Below are 19,484 nucleotides of genomic sequence, written 5' to 3'. Positions count from 1 at the left end.
GTATAACTGATAGCAGGCTTAGCAAAAGGGGAGTGAATGATGTCTGACTATCCAACCATTGCGCTGATAGGTCCCGGTGCCATTGGGACCACCATTGCCGCAGTTTTGCATGACGCTGGCCGCACGCCGCTGCTGTGCGGACGCACCGCGCATCCGGAGTTACGCCTGCGCCACGACGAGGGTGAAACGGTGGTGCCCGGCCCGGTATTAACGGATCCGGCCGCCATCACGCGCCCCGTCGATCTCGTTTTTGTGGCGGTTAAAACGACGCAAAATGCCGACAGCGCCGGATGGCTGCGCGCCCTGTGCAATGAGCACACCGTGGTCTGCGCCCTGCAAAACGGCATGGAGCAAAAGGCCCAGCTTGAGCCTTTGGTTAATGGTGCAACGGTGCTGCCGTCGGTGGTCTGGTTCCCGGCGCAGCGCGAGCCGGATGCCTCCGTCTGGCTCCGTGCGAAACCGCGCCTTACGCTGCCGGACGTGCCGCAGGCGCAGCGGGTGGTGCAGGCGCTTAACGGAACGCGCTGTGAAGTTGAGCTCTCGGCAGATTTCCCTACCGTCGCCTGGCGCAAGCTGCTGCAAAACGCGGTCGCCGGGCTGATGGTGCTGGCCAACCGCCGCGCCGGAATGTTCAGGCGCGAGGATATCAGCGAGCTTGCGCTGGCCTATCTGCGCGAGGGGCTTGCCGTCGCCCGCGCCGAGGGGGCAAGGCTGAAAGATGACGTGGCGCAGGAGATTCTGGCGAGCTTCCAGCGTGCCCCTGAGGATTTGGGCACGTCGATCCTTGCCGACCGCCAGGCGGATCGCCCGATGGAGTGGGATATTCGCAACGGGGTGATCCAGCGCTACGGCCGCAAGCACGGGATTACTGTACCCATCAGCGACGTGGTGGTGCCGCTGCTGGCGGCGGGGAGCGAGGGGCCGGGGTGAGATACGGTCTGGACCGAGAAAAGACCCGGCTGTTGCGTGCCGGGTGACTGTTACTTAGCCTGACGCGCTTTGTCTGCTTTTAGTTCTTCCATCGTTGCCTCCAGGATCCAGAGACACCGAGCACCGTCTACGTTTTCCAGCAGCGCCCGGCGGGTACGCTGATAGAACGCGTCGATTTCGGCGGGTGATTTCTCTAATGGCGGCGTGCAGACAATATCGCTGCCTACCATGTGCGGCCCCTTTCCAGCGTCAATTGTCCGGAGCGCTTTCAGCGAGGCGTTGGTGTTTGTGGTGAGCGCTGTGGCTAAGGCATCTTCAAGCTGCTGTGCTTGCTTAACGTCAGCCCTGGCAGCCAGCGCTGGGGTTTGCTCAATCCAATGTGCATCACCTGCGGCAATTCCCTTTACTGCTGACGACCAGTCAGTAACGTCAGCTATTGCCGGGGCTGTAAGAGCACATAGCAGCAGTCCAATCGGGTATTTCATCGCACTACCTCAAGCACGCCGCCGTCGCGAAGAATCTTACGTCTCGTTGACGGCGAGAGAATGATGCACCCTTCTGATGCATAACCGGCGGGACCATACTTGTGGTCACCATGAATGCGGAATTCTGAGCGACCAAAACTTTCTCCCGAGGTTTGCTCAAGGATGATGGTTATCGGTCCTTTAGAATTCGAATGACCCGCAATTTTATACGTCCCGCGAGGCAGTGGCCCGAGCAGCAGTTCCACCAGTTCAAGATGGTTATGTTTCTCATAGTCAGGGTCATTGACGTCTAGCATCATTGGACAGATGCTGACAACCGTCACTCCCTCCATAAGGGTGGAGAAATATTCCACTTCCTGACCGGCATCGTTGATATGATAAAATTTTACCTCTGCGGATTTTAGCTTTTGACCCGTGCTGACAGCCTTGTACAAATAGGAGCTGGAGGCGTCGATCTCTTTATCGAAAGAGTAGGGGGAATGGACGCGAAGGCTAGTTGCCTTGCTGTTATGCTTGTCCGTTGGTTGCATCACGCCGTGATTCAGTCCGATTATTTCTATACTACCTTCACGACCATATATATCGACAGAGCCTTTGATGTCGGTACCACCATCGTCTTTAAGCCATAAATATGCGGGAATAGCCATTTATTTAAAACTCCATTTAAGGGGATCCTGAAAAGCTTTTTACTTTAATCGGTTACGTAAGAGTGAGACGCTAGCGCTTCTAAAATGGCCCGTCAATTAGTGTACGGCGAGGATATAAAACGATCTGTAGTTTCGTTGATGAAAAATAAGAAATGTTGAGATCTTACGGTTTGTATCTGGATATAGTTCTAATGATTAATACCCTGGTTTAACTTAAAACTTGATTAAGTAAATCATTATTGTAGATGTAATAAATAATTGATCTGTTATTAGGTTCACATCGTTTTGACGATTTAGTAGTTGATTAACAGCTCCTGCCGGCTCGTCAGAATACCCGCCGGTGGCGATTTCGAGCATGCTTTCGATGATGTCGTGTTTGACCTCGTCGCTTTTGATGTCGACTTTGACGGCGGCGATAAGGGCGGGCGGGCTGGATCTGCCCGATGTCGTGCCCACCATTAGCTGGGTGCGGCTGGCGCAGCGCGTGCCGGTGCGCATTCATATCGACAGGTTACCAGAGGGGGATGAGCTAGTGGCGAGGCTGTCGGCGAGCGTGGCGGTGGGGCAATAATCTGGGGATAGTCAGCCTTAAACACATATGCGAAACTTACCGCTTCTGAAAATATGTGGTGGGACCCGCTCAATGTCAGAACAACATTCGCAGTGCCTGTTCAGTGAAGGACTGATCAACTTTCCTGAGGGTTATCAGGATCGTACCGTCAACGTATTCGCGCCGCCCGCTGCGGATGCGCCGGCGTTCAACATCTCCCGCGATGCCCTCAACGCCGGCGAAGCGCTTGCCGCGTATATCGATCGCCAGCTCGGCCTGATGGAAAAACACATCAAGGGCTGGAAGCAGGGTGAGCGCAGCGCCGCTACGCTGGGCGACGGCCTTTCACAGGGTGAAACCGTCCATGCCAGCTACCTGCGCGACGGGAAACGCATCTGGCAGCAGCAGGCCGTGTTTAACGTCGACGGCAATAAAATTCTGGTCTTCACCATGACCTGCACCCGCGCGCTGGGCGATGCCGACGGCGCGCTGTTTGGCGATCTTCTCAGGAGCTTCCGCTTCCACCATTAACACCAGGAACCGTTGTTATGTTTGAAGCAGCACGCGTTGGTGATGATATAGGCCACTCCGGTGCGCTGGCCGGGATGATTGCCGGAACGATTGTCGGTGGCCTGATTGCCGCCGCCGGGGGCATTCTGGCGGGGGCCATGTTTATTGCGGGCCTCGGCGCATCCTGCCTTGGCGTGGGCGTCCTGCTCGTCGGCGCCAGCCTGGCCGTGGGGTATTACACCGGGGAGCTGGCAACCGCCGCCCGCGACAGCATCGCGGACGCCGGGGCGTCCAGCATGACGAAGAAAGGCGTCATCACCTCCGGCTCGTCCAACGTGTTTATTAACGGTAAACCTGCCGCGCTTGCCACCGATAGCACCGTCGACTGTTCTGACGACGGCTCGCAGCAGATGGCCGAAGGCTCTAAGCGTGTCTCCATTAACAGCCAGCCTGCGTCCCGCATCGGGGATCGCACCACCTGCGACGCGAAGGTGATGACCGGTTCGGACAACGTCATTATCGGCGGCGACCCGCAGCAAACCCTCCCCATTCAGTCTGAAGTCCCCGAGTGGCTCTACAAGGTCTCCGATCTGACCCTGCTGTTCGCCGGGCTTATCGGCGGGTGGGGCGGCGCCGCTGGCAAAGTCGGGGCGCTCTCTAAGCTGCTGGGCAAAATCCCCGGCATCAACAAGCTGGCCCGTATCGCCTGTCGCGCCGGCACGCTGATGACCGGCGTGGCGGCCGCGGGGATCATCGCCCGCCCGGTGGATATCGTCAGCGGACAGAAGTTTCTCAGCGGGGATGATGAGCTAGACTTCGTCCTGCCTTCCCGTCTTCCGGTGCGCTGGCAGCGCTACTGGCGCAGCGGCAACCCCGGCGACAGCGTGCTGGGCCGCGGCTGGAGCCTGTTCTGGGAAAGCCGCCTGGAGATGTATCAGGACGGCCTGGTGTGGCGCGCACCGTCCGGCGATTACGTCGCCTTCCCGAAGGTCCCGAAAGGGATGCGCTCCTACTGCGAAAGCGAAAAAAACTGGCTTGAACATCATCAGGACGACAGCTGGTCGGTGTATGACGTCAGCGGCGAGCGCTGGCACTATGCGCCGCTGCGGGATGATGCCCCGTCGCTGCTCCAGCGCATCTCTGAACCCTGCGGCAACCATATTCTCTTCGAGTGGAATGCGGATAATACCCTGCATGCTCTGACCGACAGCGCGGGCCAGCGCGTGGCCTGCCGCTACGACCGTGACAGACTCGTGGGCGCCTGGCTGGATGACGAGATCTGCCTGGTCAGTTACGCTTATGATGAACAGCGCCGGCTGGTCTCCGTGACCGGCCGGGGCGGTAGCGTGCGCCGACGCTTTAGCTGGCAGGACGGGCTGATGAGCGCCCACGAGGACGCCAACGGCCTGCTGAGCGAATATCGCTGGCGGGAGATTGACGGCCTGCCGCGCGTGGTCGGCTTCCGCCACAGCGGCGGCGAACAGCTGACGTTCGAATACGATTTTGATAACGGCACCCGCCGCGCGAGCCGCGAAGACGGCGCGCAGGCGCACTGGCTGGTGGACGACGACGACAACGTCGCGCGCTTCACGGATTACGACGGCCGCCAGACGACGTTTGTTTATCGCGACGGCGAGCTCTGCGACGTCATACTGCCCGGCGGGGCGATGCGCCGCAGCACGTGGGACAAATACGGCCGCATGACCAGCGAGACGGACCCGGCGGGCCGCCGCACGGAGTATCACTGGCATCGCCTGACCGACCGTATCACCCGCACGGTGTACCCGGACGGCACCTCAGCGCAGGCCATGTACGACCTTCGCGGTCGCCTGCTGTCGGAAACGGATCCGGCCGGTAGCACCACCGCGTATGACTATCCCGATGAAGAAGAAAACTTGCCGGAGAGCATCACCGACGCCATCGGCGGCGTGGTGCGCCTGGTCTGGAACCACCAGGGGCTGCTGACGCAGCGCACCGACTGCTCCGGCAGCGTCACCCGCTTCACCTACGACCGCTTCGGACAGCTGATTGCCAGCGAGGATGCGGAAGGGAATATCACGCGCCGGGAGTGGAGCCGTGCCGGGCTGCTGAGCGTCGTGATTCATCCGGACGGCAGCCGCGAGTCGCTGGTGTGGAACGAACGCGGCCAGCTCACGGGCTGGCGCGATCCGCTGGAAAGCGAGGTGAGCTGGGCCTATAACGCGCTCGGCCTACCGGTCAGCCTTACCGACCGTATTGGCCGCGTGCGCCAGTGGCGCTACGACCCGCGCGGTAACCTGCTGCGACTCGATAACGGCAACGGGGCGGAATACCGCTTCACCTACGACGCCGTGGGTCGCCCGCTCAGCGAAACGCGCCCGGACGAGACCGTGCGCCATATGGAATGGGACGCGCGAGGGTTCCTCTGCGCGCTCGAAGAAAACGGCCGGCCTGCCGCCGACGGCGGTATCGCCCGTCGCGTCCAGCAGTTCAGCTATGACGACAGCGGGCTGCTGATCGGCCGCACTCAGCGCCACGCGGAGTACCGCTACTTCCGCGACCTGAGCGGCCAGATTACCCGCATCCGCCGCACGCCAACCGCCGAAGGCGTTGCCCTGGGTATCGAAAGCGATGAGATCGCTTACCGCCACGACGCCGCCGGGCGCGTGCTGAGCGAGTCCGGCATTAACGGCGCGGTGGGCTACGAATGGGATGCCCTGAGCAACCTGACCGGCCTGACGCTGCCCGGCGAGCAAAAGCTGGCCTGGCTACATTACGGCTCCGGCCACGTCAGCGCCATCCGCTTCGGGCAGCAGCTGGTGACCGAGTTCACCCGCGACCGCCTGCACCGCGAGGTGCGCCGCACTCAGGGCGCGCGCGAGCAGCTCCGTCAGTATGACAGCCTCGGCAGACGCACCCTGCAGCGCAGCGAACTGAGCACGGACGTGACCCTGCCGGAGCAGGCGCTACTGGAACGCCTGTATCGCTACACCGCGCGCGGCGAGCTTTCCGGCGTCAGTGACAGCCTGCGCGGTGAGGTGGACTACGGCTACGACGCTGAAGGGCGTCTGCTGAAGCACTACGAGGCCCGCCAGGGGCGCAGCCGCGCGCAGTTCAGCTACGACGCCGCGGATAACCTCGCCGCCAATGACGATCCGGTACCGGTCACGGATAACCGCCTGCAGCACTGGCAGGCGCTTTTTATGAAATACGACCACTGGGGCAACCTGGTCAGCCGCCGCAACGGGCTGTATGAACAGCATTATGCCTATGACGCCGAGAACCGTCTGGTGTCCGCCCGGGGAACCGGGCCGGAAGGGCGGTTTGAGGCGCGCTATCACTACGACGCGCTGGGCCGCCGCACGCGAAAAATCGTCACTACGACGCACGGCACCACCGACACCCGCTTCCTGTGGCAGGGCTACCGCCTGCTGCAGGAGCAGCAGGAGAACGGGCTGTGCAGCACCTATGTGTACGACCCGAATGAGGCCTGGAGCCCGCTGGCGCGGGTGGATCATCTTCGTGACCAGAGCAGCGGTGAGATTTACTGGTTCAATACCGACCTGAACGGCGCGCCGCTGGAGATCACAGACGAGCGCGGCGCGGTGCGCTGGAGCGGCCAGTACGGCAGCTTTGGCGAGGTACGCCACCAGAGCGAAGGGTTCTCACGGCTTGTGAATCGCTCGGCGATGGCGCACCAGCCGCTGCGCTATGCAGGGCAGTACGCTGACGGGGAAACCGGGCTGCACTATAACCTGTTCCGCTACTACGACCCGCAGGTAGGGCGGTTTATTGTGCAGGACCCGATTGGGTTAAATGGTGGTTTTAATTTATATTCATACGTTCCTAACCCTCTTACTTGGATAGATCCATTAGGGCTAATGCCATGGGCATGGAACCCAAATGGAATGGGACACCATTTAATCCCACGAAACAAGGCCAACAGCATTGGGCTAACCGATCTTGGTACTATGAAAAATACGCCAACGTTTTTCCCGGATCCTTATAGTGCTGGAATGCATGAAGAATTACATAGAGCTATTAAAAACGATATTGGAAAAATTCAGGGGCCGTGGCAGGGTTCCGCGGAAGATTTATTCAATGCGTCTAGCCGTAATTTAGATTCCGTTTCACATATAAGAGGTGATTTAAAGATTCCTTCGACGGGTGAAATCTTAGCCAGAAATGTCACTCCTAAAGAAGCACATTCAAAACTGCTGGAGTGGTTCAATAATAAACAAACAGGTAAGGCATCAGGAGGCAGATGTGGTTAAAACAATTGACATTGATGTGGATTTTAACGGGATAATAATTTTCGATTATCCAGGAATACTGGCCCCATTTGGTGGGAAAATAGAGGATGGAGATAACATTCTCCAGGAATTCACCACCACAGATAAAGGGGATCTTGTTCTTAATGAAGGTATTGCCTTACCTATTATGGGCCTTGATGATGGTGGCTATGTTGTTAGGCTTTTTTTAAATGAATTTCCCGACAATAAAGACAGGGGAGTTATATTCACAGATAAATATTTCTATCTTAATGTAACTGGTGATTTATACGTTGCTGATATGGCAGTATTTTGGGAATGGGAAGATTATACTGGTTGGATTAACGCTGATATTCCTAAAGGAATATATAAAGTGAGCCTTGAAGGGGTTCATTTATTAAAGGGGGGGGAGACTGTTTATTGCTATGATTTAATTTTTGAAAAAACGAATCAACTTGGGATAAGAGATGTTGAACCACGCTCAGACTCCAGGCTTTATTAAATCCATTAGCCGGCGAAGAAAATAAACTTTTCCGGCTTTTATTAATGTATTTTTCAATTATACCTAAAAGAGACGTATATTGAAGTTAATCATAAATGCGACTTAAAGATGCTAAGAATTTGTTCGTTGAAATGGTTATGGGGATTAGGAAAGAGAAAATGTACTTTTTATGGGTGCGAGTTTAAGAAATGATTAAATATAATCTGATCTCTAAAATAAGTATGTTTTCTGATGGTAATGTCATTGGGCGGATTGGTGGAAATATCCCTGAATTATTTTTAGATAAACTAGATGAGATTCAGGGGTATAAGTTTTATTTGACAGTTCAGAATCCTGATGATGGACATGAGTATATTACGATACTTACTCCTGAACGATATGATGATATGATTGATAAAAAAATCTACCCTAATTGTTCAGTAAAAATTTTTACGCACACGCATTCTGATGAAAGCAATAATGATGCATTTACGATAAAACACATTAACAAGGCAGTTATTGTTGGTTATGATAAGGTTGAAGATGAAGAGTTTGATTTTATCACTAAAACCGAAGAAGCAAGGTTAATACAAACGGAAGCTTATTATTTTGATGCTTTGCAGAAGGATGATTATAAATTTTTCATGCAGATAGATGAAGATTATTATCCAGATGCATTGCTTGATGGTGATTACATCTTTGGTTATGGTGCTTTGTATTTGTATAAAAATATATCCGACGGAAATATTATAGCTGGTTTTTGGCAGTGCTCGTAAAGATAAGTGATTAATAAAGGCCGGGTTAATATTAATTATTTCAGACTTATATAATACAGATGATGTTTTTATTCATAATGCATTTACTTTCTTATTTTTTGATTGCTTTTATAAAATTTTTCCTAATTTAATTAGTTATTACTGAGGGCTATATTTATGGATGGGTCTGATACTATTGTGAATGAGATTGAAAAAGCATTAAAACAACTTATTGTCATTTGCAATAAACACTCGTTGTCAGGGAGTTTCAGTACCGTCAATGATCTGGACAATGCCTTCCCGACCAACTTACCTCGTTCAACAGATGTTGATTACTTATATAAAAATTATAATCCTGAAAAGTTAAAGATTGAAACAGGCTTCACGCCAAATAAAATTCATTCTGTCAGTGAGCTCTCGAAGGCTCAAAGTGGTTATAAGTACTTACCAAAGAATTATCTTGTTTTTGGTGATGATTCAGGTGGCGGTAAACCTATAATTGCGGTTATCGATGAAGGGAATACCTCTGTCTATGCTAGTTATGATGTAATTGAACCATTTAAAATAGCTGGCAGTCTCTCTGTATTTATATGTTCATTAGCTGAGCTTATTGATTTGGTATATGGTCAATACGATATCTTTGATATAGCAGATGATAATGACGAAGTGAAAGTTGACTTTATTGATGAGTTGCGGAAAAGAATTGTGCCTCTTATCGGTAATGAAAATTTTAATGCATTCTATAATTAATTTTATGGCTAGGGTACATGTTTTTTTATTTGGATAAATGAATGGAATATGCCGGAAACCATTAAGTTCCAGCTTTAATTACTACCATCGATTTTTCCATAACAGAGGTGGAGTATCTAAGATCACTAAGTCATGACCTTAGCAAGGAGAGCTTATGCCTATTTCATGTGGTAAACCTGCAAATAAAGATGAAATAAAAGTTTTGGAGAGAAAATTCAAAATCAGTTTACCTGAAGATTATAAAGAATTTCTCAGGTTGAAAAATGGCTTTATTGTATAATCTCCGGATTTTTGTGAGTTGGAGTATGAAGGTGTCGATGAAGGGGTAATCGCCTTTTATGCCCTTTTTGGAATAAATATGAAAAATCCAAACCACGACATTTTTCGTCAAAATGAAAATTTTTTAAATGAACTTGATTTTGTTGATGATAAATTAATCATTGGCGATGATCCTGGAGGTAATTTTTACCTTATATTAAATGGCAGTAAAAGCCAAGGTGTTTATTATTGGGATAGAACACATCTGCATGCAGAGGATGATATCCAAAAGTTTGACATCGCTGAGAAAAATGAGTGCGGAAATATTTATAGAATTAGTAATGGATTTACTGATTTTTACGAGAGAATTTGTGAGTCATCATTTGGCTCAGGAATGAATCTAACTATTGATCTGTGATTCATAATGAAAGAGGTTTTTCAATGCCAGCGGATATGGAGTTTTATGAAGATGATGAAGGTATTTCAGTCGATTTTGTATTATCGGCATTTGGTCCTTCTCTCGTCCAGAGCATAAAACTTGAATTTGATTCGGTCGATGAAAAAATGAAAAAAGACATCGATTTTCTTATTAAGAAACAGAAATATTTTTCCGAGAAAATCGCAACTGAAACCCAGACATATAGCAAGCGTATTTATGGTGTGGATGCAAAAGACTTGATTTTGCTGAAAGTTTATCTTTCCCCAGATGAGGACAATGAATTTGGGTTCATGTTCTCGACCAATTTAGATAAGGATCATGGGATTGGCATCAAATTTAAAGGGCTTGAAGTGAAGAAAATTGGTAGTAGCGAAACAGCATTTTTATAAAATTTAATTATGTCTATCCGATCGGGTAGACCCATTCCTGTGGCAGGACTACCGCCTGCTGCAGGATGCCGGGCTCTGCTGTACTTATATTTACGACCTGAATGAAACCTAGTTCCCGCAGGCACAGGGGATCATCTTCATGACCAAAGCAGCTGTGACATTTACTGGTTCAACACCGACCTGAACGGCGCGCCGCTGGAAGTGACCGACGAGCGCGGCGTTGCGCTGGAGCGGCCAGTACGGCAGCTTTGGCGAGATGCGCCATCAGAGCGAAGGGTTCTCACGGGTTGTGAACCGCACGGCGATGGCACACCAGCCGCTGCGCTATGCCGGGCAGTACGCTGACGGTGAAACCAGGCTGCATTATAACCTGTACCGCTACTACGACCCGCAGGTCGGGCGGTTTATTGTGCAGGATCCGAATTGGGTTGAATGATGGGTGGAATCGTTATCATTATGCGCCGAATCCGTTGGGGTGGATTGATCCGCTGGGTCTTGCCGTTGACCCAATCGCCAAGCTTAGTGAGCGTGGATACAGTAGTGTTGTTCAAACACCAACTGGCGGGCTGGATTATTCTGGAAGTAATGCCTTGTATAATAAAGCTGGCATTAATCCTGTTGTCTCTATTGAATATACCGGAGATTATTTGCAAGATTTCCATGCAGCAAATATAGAGGCCGGATTGAATCAAAAAACCACACCAAGTGGCTATGTCTGGCACCATCTTGATGATTATAATCCTGAAACTAACAAAGGGACTATGCAATTGGTTAAACAAAGTGCTCATCAGGGAATTTCGCATACTGGTGGCGTTAGTCAGTACAAGACTGCCACTGGAAATGCCTATACTCATCCAGCTAGAAACCGTGCCCGCAGATCCGTTGGAGGAAAATGCTAATGTATCTTACTGATTCAGAAAATAAACTGACTGTAGACGAAATAAACGCGTTCAATGCATATTTTGATCATCATGTTCCCGCATCATTTCTTGATTTTTATCTTAAAAATAATGGTGGGTATACTCACGATAATGAAGATGGTAATCCTTTTATAATTGGCGGTTTTAACCCTATAAAATATGGTGACCTGCCGATTGAGCAACTCTATCGTGACCTTATCGAGTCGTTTGGCGAGTTAAGGAATATGGTTCCTTTTGCTTATGATGACGGAGGCAATACTTTTCTACTATCTCTCAAATCTGATGATTCATTAGGGAAGGTTTTTATTTTTCTGATGGATGATAAAGAGGTTGAATTGGTTGCCGATTCTTTCTCAGAATTTTTAGAAGAATTGTTTTCTTGAAAGTAAAGGCAGTTTCTAAAATTCTCGAAAGTGAGGTTGTTGTTGTCGAAATCTAAAGTCAGAGTCTGTCTAAAATATTTAAGTTCAGTCATTGATTTAATAATTTATAGCCCGGCTTATGTCGGATTTATTGATATTGTACGGTAACTATTGAAATTTTCAGATCCGATACGCGCTTTGCTTCCAGGAACTGATGCACAACCTTATATTATTTATGAGATGTATACCAAGCGTATAGGGAAGTAAAACTGTCCCTTTGTTTGGTAAATTGGATACGGATACTCAATATAAGCCCCAATAATGTATGCAGAGTTATATTGATTCCGGATATTTGAAATTAATTTAGCAAGCACAAGGCTTAACCGGTGGGTAGAGTAGAGTTACAAAATGAGTTGTATAAATTAAAAATACCAAGAGATAGCTATTCTATTGATGGTGTTGAGGATGAGGCATTATGTTTGATCCTCGATGGAGGGCTATGGTGTGTTTTTTATAGTGAACATGGAAAACGCACAGAGGTAGAATACTTTGCTACTGAAAACGATGCTTGTCAATCCTTCTTTACTAGAATCACAAAGTGGTTCTAGTTACAAAAAGTATGTAAAATTAGGTGCCAGTTTTTGGTGTTTCTTGGGCTGGTACTAATTTTCATGCTTTGGTAATAATAATCAAAGAATGTGAGTGTAATTCTGCCGCATCAACCTTTTTTAGTCTGGTAAGTACTGTTTTCTAATCGGAAAATCGTCGCCACGACGCACGGCACCGCCAACACCCGCTTCCTGTGGCAGGGCTACCGCCTGCTGCAGGAGCAGCAGGAGAGCGGGCTGTGCAGCACCTATGTTTACGACCCGAATGAAGCCTGGAGCCCGCTGGCGCGGGTGGATCACCTTCGTGACCAGAGCTGCGGTGAGATTTACTGGTTCAATACCGATCTGAACGGCGCGCCGCTTGAAGTGACAGACGAGCGCGGCGCGGTGCGCTGGAGCGGCCAGTACGGCAAGCTTTAGCGAGGTACGCCACCAGAGCGAAGGGTTCTCACGGCTTGTGAATCGCTCGGCGATGGCACACCAGACGCTTCGCTATGCCGGGCAGTACGCTGACGGTGAAACGGGGCTGCACTATAACCTGTTCCGCTACTACGACCCGCAGGTCGGGCGGTTTATTGTGCAGGATCCGATTGGGCTGAATGGTGGGTGGAACCTTTATCAGTATGCGCCGAATCCGTTGGGGTGGATTGATCCGCTGGGATTGCTGACCTATAACACGATGCCGAGTATTACTGGTTTCCAAAAGCATCATATTATTCCACAACAGTTAAAAGGCCATGATTTAATAAAAGCGGCTGATTTTAATATCCATGATATTGAAAATGTTATTTATTTACCTAAGTCAGTTGATTACCATCCGACAAGAACAATCCATAGTGGGTCTCATCCTGTTTATACAAAAAATATAGGTGACCAGATGGATGCTATATATGAATACGGGAAGGAAAACGGCTGGAAACAAGCAGAGTATAAACAGGCTGTTAGTGAAATTATAAAAAATGAACGTGCCGATTTACGCGGTGGGAAAAGTATTCTTAACAAAAATTCGGTTAGAAAAGTGAGGTGCTAAGTATGTATGAGCTACGAATTGCTTCTGATTACCCCAATAGTTATTGGTTTGAATACCAGCATCCTGACATATCTGGAAGTGCTTTCTATCAATGTAAATCAATTGAAACTAACGAGGGGTGTTTTTTTAAATTAAAATCTAAGGTGAGTGAGAAGGCACTGCTTGCATATGATTTTTATTATAGTGATGGGCCTATATTCATATCACCCAGACTAGCATCACTAATTTCTTGTTACGATGTTTTTCGGACTGATGTTCAACTTATTGACGCAACTGTATCTGTAAATGAAACCCAACATCAAGGGTATAAAATAATTAATATACTAAGAGAGGTTTCATGCATCGATATGGAATCTTCGGAAAGTCAACCTATATTAAGTTATTTACCTAATGGTCCAAGGAAGTTTAGTAAAATAGTCTTCAAAGAAAATGTTATTGAAGATTTTAGTATGGCAAGATGTAGTGAGTATAAATCTTGCATAATTATTTCAAATGAATTTAAAGAGTTCCTTTCTAAGAATAACGTGAAAGGAATAGACTTTGCCGACCCTATTTATTAATATGAGTAAGATTTGAATTAGTCAAAATGGTCCGGGGGATAATTTCCCGGATTATAAAAATCATTTAAATTACAGTTCAGTGGAATATATGAACTTATCATTAACTACTTGCTTTGCAAAGTATGAAAGATAAGCCTCAAGGATTGTGCGTATGAGTCGGTTAGAATACAGAAAAGCGTATGGTTTAGATGACTTAATATGTAAAGTTATGGGTGGGAATACATTAGATAATTTTTGTGTGTATACAAAAGAATATGAAGCATATGCTAAAGAAGAGCTTGTTTGTTATTTAGATAACTATCCTGTCATTAGTGATGACGATGAGGAAGTATATCCTGATTTTGTTGTCGAAAATTCGCTAGAGCTCTTTTTCTATGGAGAGCAATTTATAGATGTATTACATAATATCTCTATCCAAAGAGAAAAGCCATCTGTAGAGGATTTCATATCAGGTTTAAATTTTTATCTCGAGAACGATAATTTCATAGAGCTTTGATTTAAAGATCGAGAGAGTAATTGAAAATTGATTTACTTAGCTTGTTTGAAGGTAGTACATACTGAGAATGTTATTCTAAATTAATTGGTTATTACTGAGGGCTATATTTATGGATGCGTCTGAGACCATTGTGAATGAGATTGAAAAAGCATTAAAACAGCTTATTGTCATTTGCAATAAATACTCGCTGTCAGGGAGTTTCAGCACCGTCAATGATCTGGACAATGCCTTCCCGTCCGACTTACCTCGTTCAACAGAGGTGGATTTTTTATATAAAAATTATAATCCTGAAAAGTTAAAGATTGAAACAGGCTTCACGCCAATTAAATTTCACTCAGTCAATTAACTCTTGAAGGCTCAAAGTGGTTATGAACACTTACCAGATAATTTTCTTGCTATTGGCGATGATTTAGGTGGAGGTAAACCTATAATTGCGGTTATCGGTGAAGGGAGTTCCTCTGTTTATGCAGGTTATGATGTAATTGAACCGTTTCAGATAGCTAGTAGTCTCTCTGGGTTCATATATTCTTTAGCTGAGCTTATTGATTTGGTATATGGTCAATACGATATCTTTGATATAGCAGATGATAATTACGAAGTAAAAGATGATTTTATTGATGAGCTGCGGGAAAGGATTGTGCCTCTTATTGGTAATGAAAATTTCAATGCGTTTTATAATTATTTTTATGGATAGATTTTTTCTTTAAAAGGAAACCCGCACGGTAAAATATAATTTTATAGCGAGGATATATTCTCTTTTTTATTACGGGGTATTGTAAGCAAGATTTAAAATAGTAATTCTGTGTTTTTATTCAAGTGGAATTAATCTAATGCATGAAAGAAGAGGGGTTATATGCAGACTACGCGAGTAATGGGAGAAGGATATGAACCTTACGTTGAGCAATTAGGTGACAAATTGATTTATTCATTACCTGTCGAATCGGGATTTGTCAGCTTTCATTTTGAGTTTGATATTCTTCAGACCGATCTTGACGTCCTGCTGTCCGATCATTACCGGCGGGCCGTCCTGGAAGTGACCGCACACACTTTGCTCCAGCGTTCGACGTTGAAGGGACACAAACGATTCACTCAGAACGATTTTGATAACCTTATCGCCACTACTCTTCATGCATCGCAAGAGCATCTTAGCGCATTCATTTCTCAGATTAATGGGGAGCACAATATTTCGATTGAACATTATGTTAATGACATAATGAATAGACGCTTAACTAAAGGATGAATATACCGAACCCAGATAAGGTCAACATTATTGTAATAATAACGCTGGATCGATAGCTCTTTTCAACCTCGTGCTGCCCGAAAAGATCAAATCGATTTTTTCGTGAGAAGCACTCAGGTGGTTCTGTTTTTTTTCATGGAGAAGCTTTCCATAAACGCTTTTCTGTCGGTGTCGTCGTGATGCCTATCTTTTACCTTGCTAAACATTTTGCCGGGAGCTGGAGGCAGGTAAGGAAACAGAATCAGGATGAGCTAGCGTATTGTCACGCTTTATCTCATTGCCTGGCGCTCTTCATTGCATCCTGCTTCCCCGGGTTGCATTGCTGTTTTGTACCGGGAAGATAAAAATGCCCCGATGGATCCGGACTAGTTCCGCCCGGACAACCCGCTCGGCCATTAGATGAGGCGGTGCCATCAGAACCGTTTCCGCCATCAGAGCCATTTCCTCCATCACCACCCTTACCGCCATCAGCAGCATTTACAGCGAACGCACTGAGAAAGAGGAAACATGCAATAGCGCTTATTCATCAAAACCTCCATTGTTCAACCCATAAACGTTCAGGAAAATATTCCCGCAAGGTTCCCTTTCGGAACATTTCACAGGTACACCTCACGTCTGACTTTCAATATTCTCTCTGACCGCCTTCAGCGTCCTTTTACGGATCCAGCCGCTGCCCGCCCGGATTACCAGCCAGTAAGCTGTCATCCTTAGCCGAGTGCTTCTGTCCGGACAATTGACGAACGTTTCCGTGCAGAGTTCATGTTGCCCTGGCACCAGTTCCGTTATCCGATAGCGAAGTAACAATTTCGCACTGCCCGGAGCGGCTGGCGTCTGAAAAGCACTGGCATCCGGCACGTCTTCCAGACCGAAATCTGTCCGCCAGAATTGCCCGATTAAGCCATAGCACAGCTCAGATGCTGAGCTTTTCAAAAGGGTAAAGCTGTGCAAACCAAAGTCGCCGATCGCGTTAGACTGCGGGTTGCGCAGAAATTTCTGCGGTATTTGACGTAATGACATTAGCCGCCGAATCACGGGGTCTTGCCGGACGTCAAAGTTAGCAATCAATGGCAGAATAGTTTCAGGATGATCAGTATGAATGACCGTTCGATGTTTCTCATGAAATTGAAACTGGGGTAGAAAAGCGGGAACGTCCCGCCAGTGAGTAAGCGCTTTGCGGGTAACGAATCCTGGATTCAGCATCTCTCATCCTTGTCATCCTTGTCATCCTTGTCATCCTTTGAGCCCAGCCAGAGTAACAGATGCTTTGATATATACAATTACCAGGAAAAGAGAGGGGTATCTGGCCGAAATCCTCGCCCGTCCGCAGCAGCAGAACCCCGGTCTTCTATCACCCGCCTTAATGCACCGGAATATACGGCTCCTTCACAAACTCAGCCAGCAGCCAGACCATATCATGCAGTAGCCCAGTGAGTTCTTTCGCCACGCTCGCAGGCAGTGTCCCGCCCATCACCGCCAGCGTTAACGCCACAGCATAATCCACCTGCAACGCCGTCTCCTGCCAGCAGTCCGGCACGCAGGAAACGATCTTCTCCCCCGCGATGAGTCGTTCAACCAAATGTGGGGGCAGTTCCGTATCGCAACGTTCACGCAGGCGTTTAAGCAGTTCCAGCAAGCGCTCGCAAAGTATAGAAAACGTCACGGGATCGTCAGTTTCAACCAGCACGCTCACACAGGCGGCGCAGGTGTCAGCCAGTTCGAAGAGATCTGCGGAATCGCAAAGCTCAAGATTGATGAGGTGATGAACAGCGCTTTCTTCAGAAAGCGCATAAGAAAACTCAGGAATAGTAGCCATTTAGCATCCTCTTTTTGCAATTTAACGTCACGTTATGCTAACGGGTTCCTACGCCCGGTTACGGATGTGCCGCAACGCAGGCACTTTACGACCGCGAAGAAGGGATTAAAAGGGATGCCCCTGAATTACATAAGGTTGCTTGCAGGTTTGCGAGGCGGCTTCCAGAAGGGCATTGCCGGGTGGCGGCTACGCCTTACCCGGCCTACAACACCCCCCAACCAAACCGGCGGCTACCCCTCGCTCATCATCGCCAGAAACCGCTTCACCGTCCGGGAACGTTCAAAGCGCCGCCAGCAGATGGCGATATCGGTATAAAGCGCCGGCGCGCTCAGCGCATGATAGGTAACATTCGGCTGTGAAATGGCCGCCATCGACTGCGGCACCAGGGCGAAGCCGCCGCCCGCGGAAACCATGCTCAGGGAGGAGGAAAGCTGAGACGACTGCAGCGCGCGTTGTACGTCAATTCCGGCCCGTTCGCAGCAGCCGTAAACCCGGTCGTACAGCCCCGGCGCGACTTCCTGCGGGAACAGCACCACCGGCGTATCACGAAGCTGCTCCAGCGCCAGTTCGCCGCACGCCGCCAGCGGGTGGTCGCGGTGCAGCGCCACCACCATCGGCTCACGGTCGAGGATTTTCAGGTCAAACGCCTTGCTGCTCTCGCACGGCAGGCGCACAAAGGCAATATCCAGCTCACCCTCCGCCAGCATCGTCATCAGCGAAGACATGTTGGCTTCCACCTGATGAACCCGCACCGCCATGTTCTGCACCTGATACTGGCGGATCAGGGTGAAGATTTTGGGGTGAAAGGCGTCGGAGCTGGTGATGCCAATCGACAGGCTGCCGTTCAGCCCGCGCGCGATGCCCCGGGCTTTCTCCAGCGCGGCGTCGCTCATCGCCAGGATTTTACAGGCGTCCTCGTAGAAGGCCTCTCCCGCCTCGGTCAGCTCCACGCCTCGCGTCAGGCGCCTGAACAGCGGCGTGCCCACTTCCTCTTCGAGCCGCTTGATCTGCTGACTCAGAGGAGGCTGTGAAATACCCAGCGCTTTAGCCGCCTTTGTGAAGTGTCGCTCGCGTGCCACGGCGACAAAATACCGCAGATATCGAAGTTCCATATCAAAAACGTCTCAAACCAGCATGGTTTCTATATTGGAACTCTCTGCTGAATCGGGTCAACATTTATTTAACCTTTATAAATAAAGTTGAAGAGGACCAGCACGATGCTGCATTCATCTGCCTGCGACTGTGAGGCCAGCCTGTGCGAGACCCTGCGGGGATTCTCCGCCCAGCATCCTGACAGCGTGATCTATCAGACATCGCTAATGAGCGCCCTGCTAAGCGGCGTATACGAAGGGGAGACCACGATTGCCGACCTGCTTTCGCACGGTGACTTTGGCCTTGGCACCTTCAACGAGCTGGACGGTGAGATGATCGCCTTCAGCAGCCAGGTTTACCAGCTGCGCGCCGACGGCAGCGCCCGGGCCGCGAAGCCGGACCAGAAAACGCCATTCGCGGTGATGACCTGGTTCCAGCCGCAGTACCGCAAAACTTTCGACGGGCCGGTCAGCCGCCAGCAGATCCACGACGTCATCGACCAGCAGATCCCCTCCGATAACCTGTTCTGCGCGCTGCGCATCGACGGCAATTTTCGCCATGCGCACACCCGCACCGTGCCGCGCCAGACGCCGCCGTACAGGGCGATGACCGACGTGCTGGACGACCAGCCGGTGTTCCGCTTTAACCAGCGCGAAGGGGTGCTGGTCGGGTTCCGTACGCCGCAGCATATGCAGGGCATTAACGTGGCGGGCTATCACGAACACTTTATCACCGACGACCGTCAGGGCGGGGGACATCTGCTCGACTACCAGCTGGAGAGCGGCGTGCTCACCTTCGGTGAAATTCACAAGCTCATGATTGACCTGCCCGCCGACAGCGCGTTTTTACAGGCCAACCTTCACCCCAGCAATCTTGATGCAGCGATCCGTTCCGTCGAAAACTAACAGGAGAACTACCG

General features: G+C 49.5%; 18 protein-coding genes and 5 pseudogenes. 18 read left to right on the top strand and 5 right to left on the bottom strand.

Going from position 1 to position 19,484, the window contains the following annotated elements; genetic code table 11:
- Positions 1–39: 39 nt before the first annotated feature.
- Positions 40–930 (top strand): oxidoreductase, encoded by an 891-nt coding sequence (locus D5067_RS17030; protein ID WP_119935464.1) that lies wholly within the window; start codon positions 40–42, stop codon positions 928–930.
- 50 nt (positions 931–980) lie between these two features.
- Here D5067_RS17030 and D5067_RS17025 read toward each other — a convergent pair whose 3' ends face one another.
- Together D5067_RS17025 and tssD are read right to left on the bottom strand one after the other, a co-directional pair.
- A complete protein-coding gene (locus D5067_RS17025) occupies positions 981–1,415 on the bottom strand; it encodes a hypothetical protein (protein ID WP_119935184.1) in 435 nt (144 codons plus the stop codon).
- Between the two features lie 236 nt (positions 1,416–1,651).
- Positions 1,652–2,062 (bottom strand): annotated as a pseudogene (gene tssD, locus D5067_RS17020) (type VI secretion system tube protein TssD); the annotation flags it as partial.
- Positions 2,063–2,486: 424 nt separating this feature from the next.
- Here tssD and D5067_RS17015 point away from each other — a divergent pair.
- The 16 genes and pseudogenes from D5067_RS17015 to D5067_RS16925 all read left to right on the top strand — a co-directional run.
- Positions 2,487–2,633: pseudogene (locus D5067_RS17015) on the top strand (efflux transporter periplasmic adaptor subunit); the annotation flags it as partial.
- Between the two features lie 72 nt (positions 2,634–2,705).
- Positions 2,706–3,143, top strand: a complete 438-nt coding sequence (locus D5067_RS17010; RefSeq protein ID WP_119935182.1) for a DcrB-related protein — start codon at positions 2,706–2,708, stop codon at positions 3,141–3,143.
- Between the two features lie 17 nt (positions 3,144–3,160).
- Complete coding sequence (locus D5067_RS17005; protein ID WP_235843225.1) at positions 3,161–7,375, top strand: RHS repeat-associated core domain-containing protein; 4,215 nt, start codon at positions 3,161–3,163, stop codon at positions 7,373–7,375.
- A complete protein-coding gene (locus D5067_RS17000; RefSeq protein WP_119935181.1) occupies positions 7,368–7,874 on the top strand; it encodes a hypothetical protein in 507 nt (168 codons plus the stop codon). Before D5067_RS17005 ends, D5067_RS17000 begins: the two co-directional genes overlap by 8 nt.
- A 188-nt stretch (positions 7,875–8,062) precedes the next feature.
- On the top strand, positions 8,063–8,629 hold the full coding sequence (locus D5067_RS16995; RefSeq protein ID WP_119935180.1) for a hypothetical protein: 567 nt from the start codon (positions 8,063–8,065) through the stop codon (positions 8,627–8,629).
- A gap of 156 nt (positions 8,630–8,785) precedes the next feature.
- Complete coding sequence (locus D5067_RS16990) at positions 8,786–9,358, top strand: hypothetical protein (protein ID WP_162844779.1); 573 nt, start codon at positions 8,786–8,788, stop codon at positions 9,356–9,358.
- Positions 9,359–9,512: 154 nt separating this feature from the next.
- Positions 9,513–10,034: pseudogene (locus D5067_RS16980) on the top strand (SMI1/KNR4 family protein).
- 23 nt (positions 10,035–10,057) lie between these two features.
- Complete coding sequence (locus D5067_RS16975; protein ID WP_119935179.1) at positions 10,058–10,444, top strand: hypothetical protein; 387 nt, start codon at positions 10,058–10,060, stop codon at positions 10,442–10,444.
- A gap of 34 nt (positions 10,445–10,478) precedes the next feature.
- Positions 10,479–11,343, top strand: a pseudogene (locus D5067_RS16970) (RHS repeat-associated core domain-containing protein); the annotation flags it as partial.
- The gene (locus D5067_RS16965; RefSeq protein WP_119935178.1) at positions 11,343–11,747 is read left to right on the top strand and encodes an SMI1/KNR4 family protein; all 405 of its coding nucleotides are present in this window, start codon (positions 11,343–11,345) and stop codon (positions 11,745–11,747) included. The pseudogene D5067_RS16970 and the gene D5067_RS16965, both read left to right, overlap by 1 nt.
- A 734-nt stretch (positions 11,748–12,481) precedes the next feature.
- Positions 12,482–13,364: pseudogene (locus D5067_RS24075) on the top strand (RHS repeat-associated core domain-containing protein); the annotation flags it as partial.
- Positions 13,365–13,366: 2 nt separating this feature from the next.
- Complete coding sequence (locus D5067_RS16945; RefSeq protein ID WP_119935177.1) at positions 13,367–13,924, top strand: imm11 family protein; 558 nt, start codon at positions 13,367–13,369, stop codon at positions 13,922–13,924.
- 151 nt (positions 13,925–14,075) lie between these two features.
- Positions 14,076–14,420, top strand: coding sequence for a DUF7716 domain-containing protein (locus D5067_RS16940; protein WP_119935176.1), 345 nt, complete (start codon positions 14,076–14,078; stop codon positions 14,418–14,420).
- A 109-nt stretch (positions 14,421–14,529) separates the two neighbouring features.
- Entirely contained in the window at positions 14,530–14,766 is a 237-nt protein-coding gene (locus tag D5067_RS16935) for a hypothetical protein (protein WP_235843217.1), read from the top strand.
- Between the two features lie 3 nt (positions 14,767–14,769).
- Positions 14,770–15,114: a hypothetical protein gene (locus tag D5067_RS16930; protein ID WP_235843215.1), complete on the top strand. Its 345-nt coding sequence runs from the start codon at positions 14,770–14,772 to the stop codon at positions 15,112–15,114.
- Between the two features lie 159 nt (positions 15,115–15,273).
- Positions 15,274–15,660 (top strand): hypothetical protein, encoded by a 387-nt coding sequence (locus D5067_RS16925; protein WP_119935175.1) that lies wholly within the window; start codon positions 15,274–15,276, stop codon positions 15,658–15,660.
- A gap of 609 nt (positions 15,661–16,269) precedes the next feature.
- On the opposite strand, the gene D5067_RS16920 is transcribed toward D5067_RS16925, so the two are convergent.
- The 3 genes from D5067_RS16920 to D5067_RS16910 all read right to left on the bottom strand — a co-directional run bounded on the left by D5067_RS16920 (position 16,270) and on the right by D5067_RS16910 (position 18,585).
- Positions 16,270–16,860 carry a hypothetical protein gene (locus D5067_RS16920; protein WP_119935174.1) on the bottom strand — a complete coding sequence of 197 codons (591 nt, stop codon included), beginning with the start codon at positions 16,858–16,860 and terminating at the stop codon, positions 16,270–16,272.
- A 157-nt stretch (positions 16,861–17,017) separates the two neighbouring features.
- Complete coding sequence (locus D5067_RS16915; protein ID WP_119935173.1) at positions 17,018–17,473, bottom strand: hypothetical protein; 456 nt, start codon at positions 17,471–17,473, stop codon at positions 17,018–17,020.
- A gap of 230 nt (positions 17,474–17,703) precedes the next feature.
- Positions 17,704–18,585: a LysR substrate-binding domain-containing protein gene (locus tag D5067_RS16910; protein WP_119935172.1), complete on the bottom strand. Its 882-nt coding sequence runs from the start codon at positions 18,583–18,585 to the stop codon at positions 17,704–17,706.
- A 105-nt stretch (positions 18,586–18,690) separates the two neighbouring features.
- Between D5067_RS16910 and budA the strand changes: the two genes are divergently transcribed.
- Positions 18,691–19,470: an acetolactate decarboxylase gene (gene budA / locus D5067_RS16905; RefSeq protein ID WP_119935171.1), complete on the top strand. Its 780-nt coding sequence runs from the start codon at positions 18,691–18,693 to the stop codon at positions 19,468–19,470.
- Positions 19,471–19,484: the final 14 nt, after the last annotated feature.

The organism is Enterobacter huaxiensis (genome assembly GCF_003594935.2).
Taxonomy (GTDB): domain Bacteria; phylum Pseudomonadota; class Gammaproteobacteria; order Enterobacterales; family Enterobacteriaceae; genus Enterobacter; species Enterobacter huaxiensis.
The sequence above is the reverse complement of the archived record's forward strand: the minus strand, read 5'-3'. Positions and strand labels throughout refer to the sequence as shown.

What these genes read in the sequence shown, in the direction of transcription:
- D5067_RS17030 (WP_119935464.1), top strand. Translation starts at nt 40, where the DNA reads ATGTCTGACTATCCAACCATTGCGCTGATAGGTCCCGGTGCCATTGGG.
- D5067_RS17025 (WP_119935184.1), bottom strand. Translation starts at nt 1,415, where the DNA reads ATGAAATACCCGATTGGACTGCTGCTATGTGCTCTTACAGCCCCGGCA.
- D5067_RS17010 (WP_119935182.1), top strand. Translation starts at nt 2,706, where the DNA reads ATGTCAGAACAACATTCGCAGTGCCTGTTCAGTGAAGGACTGATCAAC.
- D5067_RS17005 (WP_235843225.1), top strand. Translation starts at nt 3,161, where the DNA reads ATGTTTGAAGCAGCACGCGTTGGTGATGATATAGGCCACTCCGGTGCG.
- D5067_RS16995 (WP_119935180.1), top strand. Translation starts at nt 8,063, where the DNA reads ATGATTAAATATAATCTGATCTCTAAAATAAGTATGTTTTCTGATGGT.
- D5067_RS16990 (WP_162844779.1), top strand. Translation starts at nt 8,786, where the DNA reads ATGGATGGGTCTGATACTATTGTGAATGAGATTGAAAAAGCATTAAAA.
- D5067_RS16975 (WP_119935179.1), top strand. Translation starts at nt 10,058, where the DNA reads ATGCCAGCGGATATGGAGTTTTATGAAGATGATGAAGGTATTTCAGTC.
- D5067_RS16965 (WP_119935178.1), top strand. Translation starts at nt 11,343, where the DNA reads ATGTATCTTACTGATTCAGAAAATAAACTGACTGTAGACGAAATAAAC.
- D5067_RS16945 (WP_119935177.1), top strand. Translation starts at nt 13,367, where the DNA reads ATGTATGAGCTACGAATTGCTTCTGATTACCCCAATAGTTATTGGTTT.
- D5067_RS16940 (WP_119935176.1), top strand. Translation starts at nt 14,076, where the DNA reads ATGAGTCGGTTAGAATACAGAAAAGCGTATGGTTTAGATGACTTAATA.
- D5067_RS16935 (WP_235843217.1), top strand. Translation starts at nt 14,530, where the DNA reads ATGGATGCGTCTGAGACCATTGTGAATGAGATTGAAAAAGCATTAAAA.
- D5067_RS16925 (WP_119935175.1), top strand. Translation starts at nt 15,274, where the DNA reads ATGCAGACTACGCGAGTAATGGGAGAAGGATATGAACCTTACGTTGAG.
- D5067_RS16920 (WP_119935174.1), bottom strand. Translation starts at nt 16,860, where the DNA reads ATGCTGAATCCAGGATTCGTTACCCGCAAAGCGCTTACTCACTGGCGG.
- D5067_RS16915 (WP_119935173.1), bottom strand. Translation starts at nt 17,473, where the DNA reads ATGGCTACTATTCCTGAGTTTTCTTATGCGCTTTCTGAAGAAAGCGCT.
- D5067_RS16910 (WP_119935172.1), bottom strand. Translation starts at nt 18,585, where the DNA reads ATGGAACTTCGATATCTGCGGTATTTTGTCGCCGTGGCACGCGAGCGA.
- budA (WP_119935171.1), top strand. Translation starts at nt 18,691, where the DNA reads ATGCTGCATTCATCTGCCTGCGACTGTGAGGCCAGCCTGTGCGAGACC.